This is a genomic window from Sphingomonas alpina (assembly GCF_014490665.1).
Taxonomy (GTDB): Bacteria; Pseudomonadota; Alphaproteobacteria; order Sphingomonadales; family Sphingomonadaceae; genus Sphingomonas; species Sphingomonas alpina.
This window is the reverse complement of sequence record NZ_CP061038.1, coordinates 332,843-347,145: the sequence shown is the minus strand read 5'-3', so window position 1 is coordinate 347,145 and position 14,303 is coordinate 332,843. Positions and strand designations below refer to the sequence as shown.

The following is a 14,303-nucleotide window of genomic DNA, read 5'->3' as shown; positions in this document are numbered from 1 at the left end:
GTCGAAAGTATCGGGATCAGTCACGTTGCACGCGTGCCCCCCGATTTCATGGTTTCGAGCCGGGCGCCGGGAATGGCTTCGCCGAGACGTTTCGAGCAGCCGGGCGGGACCAGTCCGTCATCCTCGCTCGCGAGCAAAAGCGTCGGCACGATCAGTTCCGCCAAGCGGTCGATCACGTCGAAGCGCACCGCTTCGAGGATACGCTGCTCGACCATTTCCTTGGGGAAGGCTGCGATATGCGCGGCCTCTTCCTGCTCCAGTTCGGCGTGATGATCGGAGATCCATTGCGGCGGATAGAGAAAGATCGGCTGGGCGTGGACATAGTCGCGCACGCCGCCATGACGCAGCAGGCTCAGCCGCGTGTCGAAACAGCGCGCGGTATAGGGATCGGGCTGCCCCCAGCCATTGACCACCACCAGCCGATCGACCCGTGCCGGCGCATCGAGCGCGAGCGTGAGACCGCCCATGCCGCCAATGGCGTGCCCCATGATCGAGGCACTCGGGATATTCAGCGCATCCATCAATACGAGCATATCGTCGCCGATGCTTTCGATGCGCGGCGTGACCGTTCGATCCGAGCGTCCGGTGCCGCGATGATCATAGGCGATGACGTGGAAATGCTCCGCCAGCGCGGCAATGTTCGGGCGCCAGTAACTTGCCGATCCGCCCATGCCCGACGACAGGATGAGCGGCGGCGCACCCGGTGAACCATGGGTTTCGTAATAAAGACCCGCGGCCTCGGCCATCAGTGCCCCCTCGCGGGCTGCGTCACGAAACGTGCGCCACGCTGGCGATTTCGACCAGGCAATCGGGCTTCACCAGATCGCACCGGATGCAATAGCGCGCCGGCTTCGCACCCGGGAAATATTCGGCATAGACCGCATTGAAGGCGGCGTAATCGGCCAGATCCTTGAGGAAGATATGGTTCATCGCCACGTCCTCGAGCGTCGCGCCGCCGGCCTCAAGCGTGATCTTGATGACGTCGAGGATATGGCGGGTCTGCGCCGCGGCATCACCGACATGCAGCACCGCGCCGCCTTCGCCGAGCGCGAGCACGCCCGAGACATAGACGGTGTTCCCTGCCCTGGCGCCGGCCGAATAGGGTGCGATCGGGGTGGGGAATTGCGGCGGGTTGATCGGGGTAAAGGGCATATGGTCTTCCTATCTTCCGTTCGTGCTGAGCTTGTCGAAGCACCGTTCTTTCTTCTCAACATCTGCGGAGAAGAAGAACAGCCGTTGGCCTAAGGCCGCCTTCGGCCCGACAAGCTCAGGGCGAACGGATGGTGGTAGCTGGGTCGCTGTCGGCAATCTGCCCGAACGTGCCGCAGAAATCGGGCACGGTCGAAACCCAGCCGAAGAATTTCTCGACATTGTAGACGGTCGCAGCCTGGAGATAGTCCGGCCCGAGATGATGCGTCGCATCCTCCAGCATCACGCCGAAATATTCGAGATGGAAGCCGTCGCGCAGCGTGCTTTCGACGCAGACATTGGTGGCGATGCCGACGAACACGATGTTGCGGATGCCGCGCGCGCGCAGCGTGCTATCGAGTTGCGAGTTGAAGAAGGCGGAATAGCGCGTCTTGTGCACGCGAAGATCGCCCGGTTGCGGGGTCAGCGCATCGACGATCTCGTAATCCCAGCCGCCGCGCGCGAGCAATTGCCCGTGCAATTCGGGCCGTGCACGCATCGTCTTCAGCGCGTTGGACTTATGCCAGTTGGGCGAGCCGGGGCCGCCGGCTTCGGCATAGTCCGGGTCCCAGCCATTCTGCAGATAGACGATCTGCACACCGGCTTTGCGCGCGGTGTCGAGCACCGCCGCGACCCGGTCGATCGCGCCCGCCGCACCGGAGATGTCGAAGCCGGCAAGATCGACATAACCACCGGGCGAGGCATAGGCGTTCTGCATGTCGATCACGACGATCGCGGTTTCATCGACCGCGACGCGCAGCGGCTCGGGCCGCGCAGGCAAGGTGACGTAGCGCTTGCCCTCGACCGCCGGGGACGAATTCACGGTCGTGTTTGCGGACATCGGCACCTCGTTACAGTCGAAGCGGCCAAGTGTGACGGGCGCAGCGCTCTCCCGCAAGGGGCGAGGCGTTGCCACCCCCCTTGGCGCCGATCCGGCCTATTGCGCCGCCGTCGCGGGCGCCGCCTTGCGATAGCGGTCGAACCAGGCGAGGATCGCCGAGGCCTTGGCGGCGGACTGGGACGGCCGGGCAGCAATGCTGCCATGGCCGGCGCCGGGCACCTTGACCAAGGCGGTCGGCACGCCGGCGATCTGCAGCGCGGCATAATATTGCTCGGATTCGCTGACCGGCGTGCGGTAATCGTCGCTGCCGACCACCACCAGGGTCGGAGTCTTCACATTGCCGACCAGGCTGAGCGGCGAGCGCGCCCAATAGCTCATCGGATCCTCCCAGGGCAGCTTGCTGAACCAGTAGCGCGAGGTGAACAGAGTCGCGTCCATGGTCAGCGCCTCGCTGATCCAGTTGATCACCGGCTTCTGTGTCGCAGCCGCCTTGAAGCGATTGTTCTTGCCGACGATCCACGCCGTCAGCACGCCCCCGCCCGACCCGCCGGTGACGAACAGATTGTCGGGATCGGCGGTGCCGTCGGCGATCGCCGCATCGACTGCCGCCATCAGGTCGTCATAGTCCGCCGACGGGTAATTCTTGTCGATCAGATTGGCGAACTCCGCACCATAGGACGTCGAACCGCGCGGGTTGGTCCACAGCACCGCATAGCCATGCGCGGCATAGAGCTGCATATCGGTCGCGAAACCCGGGCCATAGGCGCTGTTGGGCCCGCCATGGATTTCGAGGATCAGCGGCACGCGCTGCCCCGGCGCACGGCCCGGCGGAGTCGCGATCCAGGCATCGATCGCGCGGCCATCGGGTGCGGTGACGCTCAGCTTGCGGGTCGGCGCCAGCGCCTTCGCGCCGGTCAGCACCGCATTGAGATTGGTCAGGCGGCGCGGTTTGCCACCGGTCGTCACCCAGACATCGGCGGGCGCCGACGCATCGCCGCCGGTATAGGCGATGGTGCCACCGCGCGAGACCGAGAAGTCGCCGCCAGTATAGGGCCGGTCGAGTCCCCCGCCCCAGACATTGTCGGCCAGCGTGGTGACCCGTCCATCGACTCCGATGCGCACGACACGGCGCTGCCCATGATCGTCATAGCTGGCATAGAGGCTGCGGCTATCGGCAGCCCACACCGCATCCTCGATGCTGCGGTCGAGCGACGCGGTGAGCGAGCGCGGCGACGTGGCGTTGCGGTCGCCGATATAGAGTTGCGTATTCTCATAACTGCGCCGGGTATCGTCGAAGCCGAGCCAGGCGACATGCGCGCCGTCGGGCGAGATGCGCGGGCTCGCATCCGGGCCGTCGCGACTGGTCAGGGTGCGCAGCGTGCCGGTCGCGACATCGACCGCGATGACATCCGAATTCATCACCTCACGCTCGGCCTTTGGCCCGCGGATCGCGGCGAACAACAGGCTGGCACCATCGGGAGTCCAGGACAGCGGCCCGCCATCGTCGAACCGGCCAAAAGTCAGCTGGCGCGCCGCACCGCCATCCGCCGCGACGACAAAGACATGGTCATAGCCGGGCTTGATATAGCCGGGCCCGTCGGCGCGGTAGGTGACGCGGTCGATCACTTCGAGCGGTTCGGCCCATTTGGCACCCTCCGGCTTGGGCGGCGCGCTGCCGAGCTTCGTCCCCTCCCCAGCCACGGTTGCGGTATAGGCAAGCCGGGTGCCGTCGGGCGACCAGGCGAGCGCGCTCGGATCGCCGGGCAGGCTGGTCACGCGCGCGCTGGCGCCGGTCGCGATCCAGCGGACGAAGAGCTGGCCGCGATCGCCATCGGCGGCGGCATAGGCGATGCGCGTGCCGTCGGGCGACCAGCGCGGGCTCGATCCCTGCGTTGCGAACGGCGACTGGCGCCCAGTGGCGACGTCGATCAGCCAGAGCGACGACTGCATCCGATCGGTCATCACATCGCCGGTGCGCCGGACATAGACGATGGTGCGGCCATCAGGGCTGATCTGCGGATCGGCGGCGATCGACAGGCCGAACAGGTCGGACCCGGTAAAGGCGCGAGACGGACCATCGGGCGCGGGTGCGGGCGACTGAGTCTGTGCGGCGACCGGCGCGGTGGTGAGAAGCAGAGCGAGAGCAAAGGGAATGCGCAAAGGATGACTCCATCGGCTGGGTTGGCGGACAATGGCGAATTGCCGGCCGAAGGCAAGCGACTGCGCGCGGAAGTTCAGACTTGTGCCGTACCGCCGGCAACATTCGCGATCCTGCCGGCCAGCGGATGGCTCAAGACCGGAGCCCAGAGCTAGGCTCAGCGCCGGGGTTCAAGGCTGGGGTTCAGGGCCGGACCGAAGCTGGGCATTGAATTTCGTCGCCCCATGGCGTTGACTGCCCGGGCGTTCGGCACGGTGAAATCGGGGCGATTGGGTGTGGCGATTTTCGAAGTCGAGCTGGATATGGGAACGGCGGACACGCCGCACCGGTCGCGTCACCTCCAAGAACAGCTCAAGGCGGCCATTCTCGACGGGCGGTTGAAGCCGGGCAGTCAATTGCCGTCGAGCCGCAAGTCGGCAGCCCTGTTCGGCATGGCGCGCACCACGATCGTGAGCATCTATGATCAATTGCTGGGCGAAGGATATCTGACTGCGCGGCACGGTTCGGGGACCTATGTCGCCGACCGGCTGCCGGCCGCGCATGCGGCACGATCGCCGGATGCCGAAGCGGACCATCGCCTCAACCCCTTCTGGTTCCGACCCGATGTGACATCGGCCTTCGGTTTTTTCGATGACGGAACCGTCCAGGCGGCGGACGTGGCGCACTATCCAGAGCGCTTCGATTTCCGTCCCGGCCTGGTCGACCTGGAGCATTTTCCGTTCGCCATCTGGCGCCGCGTCTCGGCGCAGAAGGTCCGCGCGTTCGAGCGGGCGCCGTTCAACTATGGCCATCCGCAAGGCGACCCAGATCTGCGATCGGCAGTGTCGATGCATTTGTCGGTGATGCGCGCAATCGCCTGCCATGCCGATGACCTGGTCGTCACCAGCGGCACGCAACAGGCGTTCGACCTGCTGGCGCGCATCCTGGTCGATCCGGGCCGGACCGTCGTTGCGGTCGAGGACCCGGGCTATACGCCGACGCGCATTCCCTTTGCGGCGGCCGGCGCCCGGCTCTGCCCGATCGCGGTCGATGGCGATGGCATGATGGTGGAATCGCTGCCGGCCGATGTCGACATCATCTGCGTCAGCCCGTCGCACCAGTTCCCGCTCGGATCGACCTTATCGAAGGAACGCCGCGCGGCGCTGATCCGGTTCGCGCGTGCGCGCGGCGCGATCATCATCGAGGATGATTATGATGGCGAGTTCCGCGCCAAGGGCGGGCCGATCCAGGCGCTGAAGACCGCCGACGAGGACGATGTCGTCTTCTATGTCGGCACTTTCTCCAAATCGACTCTACCCAATATCCGGCTTGGTTTCATTCTGCCGCCGTCCTGGGCGAAGAGCGTGCTGGTGACTGCCAAGATCTGCATCGACGGTCCCTGCTCACTGCCCGCCCAGGCGGCGATGACCGGCTTCATCGCCGGCGGTCATCTGACGCGGCACATCAGCCGGATGCGGCGCGTCTATGGCGACCGCCGGCAATTGCTGCTCGACCTGCTGCGCGAGGATTTCGCCGGGTGGCTCGAGCCGATCGAATCCTCCTATGGCCAGCATGTGACGGCGATGTCCAACGGCGCGATCGATGTCGATGCGGTGGCCGCTACGCTGTTGCGGCGCAATGTCCAGATCCGCAGCCTGAAGCGTTATTATCTCGGCCCCGCGGGCAAGGCCGGGCTGGTGTTCGGGCTGGGGTCGATGGACGACGCGACGATCCGCCGCGCGATGGCGCTGGTGCAGCGGACGATGCGCGAGGTCGCGGATCAATAGACGTAGTTGATCGCCACCGCCGGGGTGATCGATGCGGTGACGTTATGCCCTTTGGGAACGAAGCGCGTGCCGAGCAGCACGCCGAGATTGGGCTTCCAGCTATATTCGATCGCCGGTGCGATCGCGAACCCGTCGCTCGCCCCGGAGCGGTAGCGAACCGGGTTGCCGACGTCGCGAATGTCGAACCCTTGTACGCGGGTCGGATTGTCGTGACTGTAGATCAGGTCGAGCGCCAGCACCCAGCTGCGCGTCAGGCTGTATTCGCCCGAGACACCGAGGCTGAACGATTGCCCCGGCCGGGCGCGGCCGCGAAACCCGTCCCGTGTGCCGTAGACGCTGACATCGGTGAGCGTCGCATGATCGGAAAACGCGGTCGAAGCATTGAGCCGGGCGCGAAAGATACGACCGTTCGGCAACCAGAAATACTGCTGCGCATAAACCGAGACGGTGGTGGTGTGAGCGCCACTCCCCAGCCCGTCGGCCGGCCGGTCGCCGAGCCGGTCATGCTTTCCGGTCGGCAGCGAATATTGCACCGAGAGCGCAACCGCGGGGGTTGATCGCTCCGCATCGAACGAGGCCAGCCGGTACTGCGCCGACAAGGTAAGGTCGCCCATCGCGACGCCGGAGCCGTTGCGGCCCTGCTTGATCGCGTTGAAACCGAAGGACGGCTTCACGCCCATGGTCAGCGTGTCGGTCACGCCATAGAGCATGTACGTGAGCGACCCGAACCCGTGCGACGTGGCGGTGATCCGGTCGAAGACATAGGTTTCGATCAGCGCATGGCCGCGCGGCAGCGCCCCCGCCGAATTGGCCAGCATCGGACCGGTCCACCACGCCTGATCGAGCGGCTGACGTTCCGGCAGCGCCGTCGCCGGCGCGACCGGCAGATCCTGCGCCAGTGCCGGCGCCTGGCACAGGCCCGCGGTCACGAAGCACAGAAATAGTCTCGGCCATCCGGTCATGGCGCGCCCATCGCATCGCGGTGGCCGGGCGCCATCCCGGCGCTTGCGTTCGAACCCTGGCCGGTCACGCCCCGACCTTCCCCGTCCTGTCGTGTTCCATCATGGCTGAGACCTTCCCGATCGAGCGGAAGGTCTCGGGCGGACGATCACCACCAACAAGCTCCACCTCCGGGGATTTGTATCAGTCCACTTTGGACGCGCATGACCCGGCGGCCGGGCGCAAAATGCACTTTTGGCTGATGGAACAGCGACATGGAGGTCGTCAGCACGAGCGGAAAATCCGTTCGGCGCAAAGTGGTCAGGTCAAATCGGCGGCAAGTGGCTGTTGTCGCCCGTCACCCCGTGCCGCACACCGACGGTCATGAAATTGCTCGGCATTATCGCGCTCGCTGCCGTCGCGACCGTCGCCACGGCGCGTTCCACCCAGGAGCCGGAAATTGCCTATCCGGCAAATTTCCGCAAATGGCAGCATATTTCGAGCGGCTATATCGGCGAGGGCAATCCCGGCTTTCCGCGCTACGGCGGCATCCATTATATCTATGCCAACGACCGCGCCATGACCGGATATCGCACCGGCACGTTTCCGCTCGGATCGGTCCTGGTGTTCGACGTTCACGATGTGAAGACCGGGCCCGGCACGATCGATCCGACCACACGCAAACTGGTCGATGTGATGGAGAAACGGCACGGCGGCTGGCGCTTCGTCGAATTCGACGGGGACAGCCGCACCAAGATCAGCGTGACCGGCGATCAGGCGGTCAAGGTCTGCGCCGCATGTCACGAGACCGCCAAGCGCGATCATGTCTTCAGCAACTTCGTCGATCCGTGACCGGCAGCGTCACGCCAGGAAGAACAGCAATGATCAACATCGCATTTCTGACGCTGGTCGCCGGCGCGATCGCCTTTCAGCCCGGCCTCGGCCAGGCCCAGTCCCCCACTCCAGCGGAACGGCCCGCCGGTCAGTCCATGCCCGCCCTGCGCGACGGCGCGCGCGATTTCGATTTCGAGTTCGGCACCTGGACCGCCCATATCTCGCGCCGCCTCCGCCCGCTGACCGGATCGACCGAATGGATCGAATATGACGGCACATCGGTGGTCCGCAAAGTGTGGGACGGCAACGCCAATCTCGGCGAGCTGAGCGTTTCCGGGCCCGGTGGAAAAATCCAGGGGCTGAGCCTCAGGCTCTACGACCCGGCATCACGGCAATGGAAGATCAGCTGGGCCAATGCCAGGGACGGTGCGATCACGCCGGCAATGATCGGCGGGTTCGATGCCAGGGGGCGTGGCGAATTCTACAATCAGGATATGCTCGGCGACCGCCAGATCTTCGTGCGCTTCATCTTCTCTCCGGTGGTCGACAAGGGCTTCAGGATCGAGCAGTCCTTCTCCGGCGATGCCGGGAAGACCTGGGAAGTGAACTGGATTTCCGATTTCAGGCGGGCGGACTGATGCTGCGACAGGGGATCAGGAGAATGAAGATGAGACTGCCGATCATGATGCTGGCCCTGGCGATCGCCACGCCTGTCGCTGCGGCGCCGGCCGGGCAGGACACACTGATCGCCTTCGCCGACGCGTTCGACAAGGCGCAGCTGACCAAGGATGGCGCGGCACTGACCAGGATGGTGTCCGATGATCTGGTGTTTATCGACGGGTCGGGCAAACGGCTTGGCAAGCGCGATTTCATCGAGGGGTGGTCCGGGGCGGATGACAGTTTCGAGCCCGTCGTCCTCATCGACCGGACGGTGACGCAGCTCGGTCCCGATGCCGGGATCGTCGGCGCGGAAACGCTGTTGAAAGGAACGTCCGGCGGCAAGGCATTCACCAGCCGCTTCCGCTTTTCCGACACGTTCCGCCGCATCAAGGGGCGGTGGCAGGCGGTGCATATCCAGGTCACCCGCATGCCGTGAATGGATTGCGAGCCGGCGCGCCTTACGCTTGGCGGAATTACCTCCCCCGTTCGGGCTCAGGGCGAAGGAAAGGAAGTTGGATCAACGCAACTCGAAACCCCTCTACCGCCCCGAAAAGCGCTCAAAAGCGGCGCGTGCGCCCTGATCCTGCAGCAGTGCCAGATCGGCGATCAGCGCCTTTCGAAAGGCCTGTTCATCGGCAAGGCGCGCCGGGAATATCTGCCGCAATGAAAGCAATGCCGCCACGCGATCTTCCGGGGCAGTGGCATTGCCCAGCGCATCGGCGATCACCATCGCCAGCGGGTCCTCGACCCCATGCACCGCGCCGAGATCATTGCGTCCGCCGGTCCAGGCCATCCACGCCGCCACCGCCAGGGTCAGCGCCGGCGCGGCACGCCCGCGATCGAGCCGCGCCAGGATCGGCGCGAGCAGCCGCTGCGGCAATTTCTGCGATCCATCCATCGCGATCTGGCGCGTGCGATGCTGCAGCGCCGGGTTGGCGAAGCGGGCCAGCAGCGCCGCCCGATAGGCGGGAAGGTCCAGCCCGGGCGGCGGGGCCAGCGTTGCCGCCGTTTCGTCCATCAGCGTTTCGACCAGCGCGCGCGCGGCGGGGAGTGCAATCACCTCATGCACAAAGTCGATGCCGGCCAGGCCGCCCAGATAGGCGATCGCGGAATGCGACCCGTTGAGCAGGCGGAGCTTGGCTTCCTCCCATGGCGCAACGTCGGCGGTGAGCTGGACGCCCGCCGCCGAGAGATCGGGGCGCGGGCCGCTGAAGCGATCCTCGATCACCCATTGCCGGAACGGTTCGGTCTTGACCATCGCGCGGTCCTCGACCCCGATCCGGGCCGTGAGGCGGGCAATATCGTCCTCCAGCGTTGCGGGAACGATGCGGTCGACCATCGACGAGGGGAAAGCGACCTGGTGCTCGATCCAGTCGGCAAGCGCCAGGTCGCCCTTCGGCACGGCGGCCAGCACCGCCTGTTTCAGGCGGCCGCCATTGTCGGAAAGATTGTCGCACGAGATGGCGGTGAAGGGATCGATACCGTTCGCCCGGCGCTGCGCGAGTGCGGCAGCGAGATAGCCGGCGGCGGAGTCCGACGCACTGGACGCATAGCCTTTCTCGGTGATGGTCAGCGTGACGATATGCGTGTCGCGCGCGGCGAGTCTTGCCACCAGTGCCGCCGGATCCTGCGGCGCGACCAGCACATCGCGTACCGCGCCGACGACCTGCACCCGCTCGTCCGCCCCGTCACGCGTGACGACCGAATAGAGTCCGTCCTGCGGCGCCAATGCCTCGTGCGCCGCCGGCGACCGCAGTGACGCGCCGGTCACACCCCAGCGCAAGTCCCCGGCGTTCAGGGCATGCTCGAAAAAGAACGCCTGATGCGCGCGGTGAAAGGCGCCGATGCCGAGATGGACGACCCCCGTCCTGACCCCGGCACGGTCGTAGCGCGGGCGTTCGATGCCGGCCCGCAGCCCGGGCAATGTGGCGGTAGACAGGCGCGTCACAATCTATACGCCTGTTTGACCAGATCATAGGTCAGCGCGCGTGCGACCTCATGCGCCTCGTCCTCGTCGATCCGGTGCTCGGCGACGAGTTGCGCGAGGAAGCCGCAATCCATCCGCCGCGCGACATCGTGCCGCGCCGGGATCGACAGGAATGCGCGGGTATCGTCGTTGAAGCCGACGCCATTATAGAAGCCGGCGGTCTCGGTGGTCTGTTCGCGAAAGCGGCGCATCCCTTCCGGACTGTCATGAAACCACCAAGGCGGGCCGATGCGCAGCGCGGGGTAATGACCGGCGAGCGGCGCGAGTTCGCGGGAATAGGTCGTCTCGTCGAGCGTGAAGAGGATCAGCGTCAGGCGCGGATCGGAGCCATGCGCGTCGAGCAACGGCTTCAGCGCATCGACAAACGATCCGGCAAGCGGGATGTCGCCGCCCTTGTCGCGCCCGAAGCGCGCCAGCACGTGCGGGTTGTGGCTGCGATGGACGCCGGGATGGAGCTGCATCACCATGCCGTCCTCGATGCTCATCCGCGCCATTTCGGTGAGCATCTGGCCACGGAACAATTCGGCCTCGACGGCGGTCGCACGGCCGGCGCGCGCTTTCCGGTACAATGCCTCGGCATCGGCAGCGCTGAGGTCGGCGGTGGTGGCGCCGGGATGGCCATGATCGGTCGAGGTCGCGCCCATCGATCGGAAAAAGGCGCGGCGCGACTGGTGCGCGCGCAAATAGCCGGCAAAGCTCGACACATCCTCGCCGGCAAGCGCGCCGAACCGGTCGATGTTCGCCGTGAAATCGACCGCATCGGGATCGGTCACCGCATCGGGACGATAGGCGGTGACGACGCGCCCGGCCCAGCCGCTGTCGCCGATCGCGCGGTGATGGTCGAGCGTGTCGAGCGCGCCCTCGGTGGTCGCGATGACCTCGATCCCGAACCGTTCGAACAGGCTGCGCGGTCGGAACGCCTCGGTCGCCAGCGCCGCTGCGATCCGGTCGTAATAAAGATCGGCGGTGGCCGCCTCCAGCCGCACGTCGATGCCGAAGACCTCGGCAAAGACATAGTCGAGCCACAGCCGCGACGGCGTGCCGCGGAACAGCGGATACTGCTGCGCGAACCGCCGCCAGATCGCACGCGGATCGGTCTCGAACGGCGAGCCGTCGAGCGTCGGCACGCCGAGCGCCTCGAGCGGCACGCCCTGGCTCTTCAGCATGCGCAGAACATAATGGTCGGGTACGATCAGCAGGTTCGCCGGATCGGGGAACGGCGCGTTGCCGGCGAACCAGGCCGGATCGGTATGGCCGTGCGGGCTGACGATCGGCAGGTCGCGAATCCCCGCGAACAGGTTGCGCGCGATGTCGCGGGTGCGCGGATCGGCCGGGAACAGGCGGTCGGGGTGGAGATGCAATGGCGTCATGGGCGGATCGGCTCGAGCGGTTGATGGCGGGGCGGGATGCGGTGGATACCGCCAAGTGCGACGAGATGGGCACAGGCGGCAACCGCAAAGATCGGCGGGTAGCAAATGGGTCTGGGCTTGAGGGGCGGTTTGGATCCTTGCCGCGATCGTGCGGGGCGAACAATGTTGAATCGAACCGCGTGGCCGTTGCAGAAAGAGGGTTCACGCGGAGCCGCGGAGGCGCGAAGTTTTTTTGCGGCGCGGTCGTCGCGCTGCCGCAAGTCGCCGCTTTATGGGCGGGCTGATCATCGCAGATTAGCCGTGCCGTGGAGCACATCCTCTCTGCGTCCTCCGCGCCTCTGCGCGAACATAATGCATTCTGAGTACTTCCCCCTTCTGTGTCCCCGCGAAGGCGGGGACACAGTCTGTGCTAGTGTCGGGTCGGATCGTCCCCCGGACGATCCTTTGAACATGCGGGGCATGTTCAACCCTACACTCCTTCGCGGGGGCACAAGAGAGGGAAGCGCAGCTTGTGGTTTAGCATCGCGATCAGCGCGGACTTGCCGATGCCGTGGCCCGAGGCGCGGGATCTTTGAGATGCTCATGGATCGCGGTCATCACCTCGCGCTGCCATTTGCGCAGTCCGGTCACGCCCTTCAGCGCGGCGTCGGCCGCGGGATTATTCTCGGGCATGATAGCGCAGCGCCTCGTGAGATTCCGGCGATTTCCGGTTGGCGACCCGGGCCGCCGCCTTGCGGAGTTCTTCGGCCCAATTCTTATCCTTCTCAGGCGGCGGGGTCGGTCGTGCCCAGAGTCCGGGGCGGCGGGCGCGCATCCACTGCAGTGCGGCGGCGGCATCTGGGCGCACCTCGCGCTTGTAGCGCACGATCACCGGTTCTTCGGTGCCGGCCGGGTGATAGACGCTGACCGCTTCCTCCTCATAGCCAATCGCGCGCTCGTACAGCGCGCGCTCCACGCGGTCATCCGCGACCTCCTTGCCGAGCCGGGTCGCCTCGGCGAACTCGGGATAAGCGGCGCGCCAGCGGAAGATCGTCATGCGACAGACGCCGAAGGCTGCGGCCAGCTCGCGATCGGTCAGACCCTCGGCGTAAAGCTCGCGTGCCTGGCGGACATAATCGGGGTCAAAGGTCGAGGGACGGGTTTCCATGCTGCCTGCGATAACCGGGTCTGCATGGGGTTTGAATCGAGGCTCGCAACAAAGGTCGGGGGAGATATGTTACACCGGATTGTACCATATCTCTGGCAACAGGGCGTGCGGCGAATTACCAGGTATCTATTTGAATATAAATGATATTTAAGCTCACCTGGCAAGCGATCGCGTAAGCGGTGCATTCTATGAGTTCAGGAGTTGAGTAAACTGGCGCCGTAATCTCGCTTGTGGAAACACACCCATGCGGTGATGTTGCTGAGATGAAACGGCTCGGATTCGTTGCTTATGGCGCCGGCATAGCGGGCATGACGCTACTGACTGCGGTTACCACGATCAACTCGACGATTTTTGTATATCAATATGCTGGAGGGATCACCGCGCTCGGGGTCATAGGCTGGCTTATTGCTTCGCTTGGCCCGATCGCCTCGTCGGCCTTTGTCTGGGTGATAGCGCAACGGATTCAGGCAGGCTGGCTCCTGCACCTGATTTTCATTCCGTCGGCGATCGCTATGTTCGGGTTGGGGAAATCTCTGTATTTTCGTGAGGCTGGCGTGTTGGGTGACAGCATGATCGATGGCTTCGCATTGCTAACGGCGACCGGGTATTTAATGCTTGCTCTGTTCATTCACCTCGCCGCCTTCACCGCGTCAGGTATTGCCAGCCTCAAGCGCTGGAAACAGGGTTGACGGCGTCACCTCGCGAATCTGCCTGACGGAGACGGATGATGGCCTGGCTGCGATGCGACAGTATTCTTATCGAGGATTGCCCGACCCTCGAATGGGATGAACGATCAAAGGATTGGTTGAAAACCGTCCGGGCAAAGCAGCGCCAGCCGCTGGAAGCGCTGCCGCCCGAACATCCCGACCATGTCTGGCAATTCGGCGGACCATCCGGCATCCCATATCCAGAATCACCCGCCTTTCCGCTCGTCACGTCGGTTGTCCACTCGGTTGGCCCCCTTCCCGACCATTCACCCCCCGCCGGTGCGAGCTCGCGCTTCAAGGACGCCGTGGAACGATTTGAGCCCGGCGTTCACCAATTCTTTCCCATGGAAGTGCTTCTGGAGGACGGGACGGTCGATAAATCGCGCTGGCTTATGCACATATGCAACCGGGTCGACGCCATTGCGCTTGAGCATTGTGCGGACGTTTATGAATATCGTCCGAAGCCCGATCAGCACCCTGGCTGGTATTATTACCGCAGCAATTTCGATAGCAGGACAAGGATCGCGGTCAGGAAATCCATGATATCCGGCAAGGCGCTTTGGTATGATTTGCGGCTTCAACGGTTCTTTTTGGGCCAGGAGCTTGGGCAGTTTTTGATAGAAAACGGCTTCAGGGGGTATGACCTCCCCTGCGATGGGTTAGGCCGCTCACAGCATGTCGAAGAAGTGTAAAGCACCCCCAATCA

At 64.8% G+C, this 14,303-nt stretch carries 16 protein-coding genes; 7 read left to right on the top strand and 9 right to left on the bottom strand.

Translation table 11 applies throughout. The features are described from left to right. Positions 1–20: 20 nt before the first annotated feature. The 4 genes from rutD to H3Z74_RS01500 form a co-directional block, all read right to left on the bottom strand. Positions 21–746 carry a pyrimidine utilization protein D gene (rutD, locus tag H3Z74_RS01515; RefSeq protein ID WP_229726818.1) on the bottom strand — a complete coding sequence of 242 codons (726 nt, stop codon included), beginning with the start codon at positions 744–746 and terminating at the stop codon, positions 21–23. A 22-nt stretch (positions 747–768) separates the two neighbouring features. Next, entirely contained in the window at positions 769–1,152 is a 384-nt protein-coding gene (rutC, locus tag H3Z74_RS01510; RefSeq protein ID WP_187762269.1) for a pyrimidine utilization protein C, read from the bottom strand. A gap of 115 nt (positions 1,153–1,267) precedes the next feature. Then, positions 1,268–2,029: a pyrimidine utilization protein B gene (gene rutB, locus H3Z74_RS01505; RefSeq protein WP_187762268.1), complete on the bottom strand. Its 762-nt coding sequence runs from the start codon at positions 2,027–2,029 to the stop codon at positions 1,268–1,270. A 96-nt stretch (positions 2,030–2,125) separates the two neighbouring features. Beyond that, the gene (locus H3Z74_RS01500; protein WP_187762267.1) at positions 2,126–4,189 is read right to left on the bottom strand and encodes an alpha/beta hydrolase family protein; all 2,064 of its coding nucleotides are present in this window, start codon (positions 4,187–4,189) and stop codon (positions 2,126–2,128) included. Between the two features lie 3 nt (positions 4,190–4,192). Here H3Z74_RS01500 and H3Z74_RS01495 point away from each other — a divergent pair, with 3 nt between their 5' ends. Together H3Z74_RS01495 and pdxR are read left to right on the top strand one after the other, a co-directional pair. Beyond that, positions 4,193–4,342 carry a hypothetical protein gene (locus H3Z74_RS01495; RefSeq protein WP_187762266.1) on the top strand — a complete coding sequence of 50 codons (150 nt, stop codon included), beginning with the start codon at positions 4,193–4,195 and terminating at the stop codon, positions 4,340–4,342. A 69-nt stretch (positions 4,343–4,411) separates the two neighbouring features. Next, on the top strand, positions 4,412–5,953 hold the full coding sequence (pdxR, locus tag H3Z74_RS01490) for a MocR-like pyridoxine biosynthesis transcription factor PdxR (protein ID WP_187762265.1): 1,542 nt from the start codon (positions 4,412–4,414) through the stop codon (positions 5,951–5,953). Here the strand turns inward: pdxR and H3Z74_RS01485 are convergent. Next, positions 5,947–6,915, bottom strand: coding sequence for a transporter (locus tag H3Z74_RS01485; protein WP_187762264.1), 969 nt, complete (start codon positions 6,913–6,915; stop codon positions 5,947–5,949). The genes pdxR and H3Z74_RS01485 overlap by 7 nt on opposite strands. Before the next feature lie 361 nt (positions 6,916–7,276). On the opposite strand from H3Z74_RS01485, the gene H3Z74_RS01480 reads away from it, so the two are divergent. The 3 genes from H3Z74_RS01480 to H3Z74_RS01470 are packed head-to-tail and all read left to right on the top strand — an operon-like array spanning position 7,277 to position 8,822. Continuing rightward, the gene (locus H3Z74_RS01480; RefSeq protein ID WP_187762263.1) at positions 7,277–7,744 is read left to right on the top strand and encodes a cytochrome P460 family protein; all 468 of its coding nucleotides are present in this window, start codon (positions 7,277–7,279) and stop codon (positions 7,742–7,744) included. Between the two features lie 29 nt (positions 7,745–7,773). Continuing rightward, complete coding sequence (locus H3Z74_RS01475; protein WP_187762262.1) at positions 7,774–8,364, top strand: hypothetical protein; 591 nt, start codon at positions 7,774–7,776, stop codon at positions 8,362–8,364. Between the two features lie 29 nt (positions 8,365–8,393). Next, positions 8,394–8,822 carry a nuclear transport factor 2 family protein gene (locus tag H3Z74_RS01470; protein ID WP_187762261.1) on the top strand — a complete coding sequence of 143 codons (429 nt, stop codon included), beginning with the start codon at positions 8,394–8,396 and terminating at the stop codon, positions 8,820–8,822. A 102-nt stretch (positions 8,823–8,924) separates the two neighbouring features. On the opposite strand, the gene H3Z74_RS01465 is transcribed toward H3Z74_RS01470, so the two are convergent. The 4 genes from H3Z74_RS01465 to H3Z74_RS01450 form a co-directional block, all read right to left on the bottom strand. Continuing rightward, a complete protein-coding gene (locus tag H3Z74_RS01465) occupies positions 8,925–10,334 on the bottom strand; it encodes a mannitol dehydrogenase family protein (RefSeq protein WP_187762260.1) in 1,410 nt (469 codons plus the stop codon). After that, complete coding sequence (uxaC, locus tag H3Z74_RS01460) at positions 10,331–11,743, bottom strand: glucuronate isomerase (RefSeq protein WP_187762259.1); 1,413 nt, start codon at positions 11,741–11,743, stop codon at positions 10,331–10,333. Before uxaC ends, H3Z74_RS01465 begins: the two co-directional genes overlap by 4 nt. A gap of 528 nt (positions 11,744–12,271) precedes the next feature. Then, the gene (locus H3Z74_RS01455) at positions 12,272–12,415 is read right to left on the bottom strand and encodes a hypothetical protein (protein WP_187762258.1); all 144 of its coding nucleotides are present in this window, start codon (positions 12,413–12,415) and stop codon (positions 12,272–12,274) included. After that, positions 12,402–12,890 carry a helix-turn-helix domain-containing protein gene (locus H3Z74_RS01450; protein ID WP_187762257.1) on the bottom strand — a complete coding sequence of 163 codons (489 nt, stop codon included), beginning with the start codon at positions 12,888–12,890 and terminating at the stop codon, positions 12,402–12,404. Before H3Z74_RS01450 ends, H3Z74_RS01455 begins: the two co-directional genes overlap by 14 nt. 263 nt (positions 12,891–13,153) lie before the next feature. On the opposite strand from H3Z74_RS01450, the gene H3Z74_RS01445 reads away from it, so the two are divergent. Both H3Z74_RS01445 and H3Z74_RS01440 read left to right on the top strand, forming a co-directional pair. Then, the gene (locus H3Z74_RS01445) at positions 13,154–13,579 is read left to right on the top strand and encodes a hypothetical protein (RefSeq protein WP_187762256.1); all 426 of its coding nucleotides are present in this window, start codon (positions 13,154–13,156) and stop codon (positions 13,577–13,579) included. 38 nt (positions 13,580–13,617) lie between these two features. Next, on the top strand, positions 13,618–14,289 hold the full coding sequence (locus H3Z74_RS01440; RefSeq protein ID WP_187762255.1) for an imm11 family protein: 672 nt from the start codon (positions 13,618–13,620) through the stop codon (positions 14,287–14,289). The last annotated feature ends 14 nt before the right edge of the window (positions 14,290–14,303 follow it).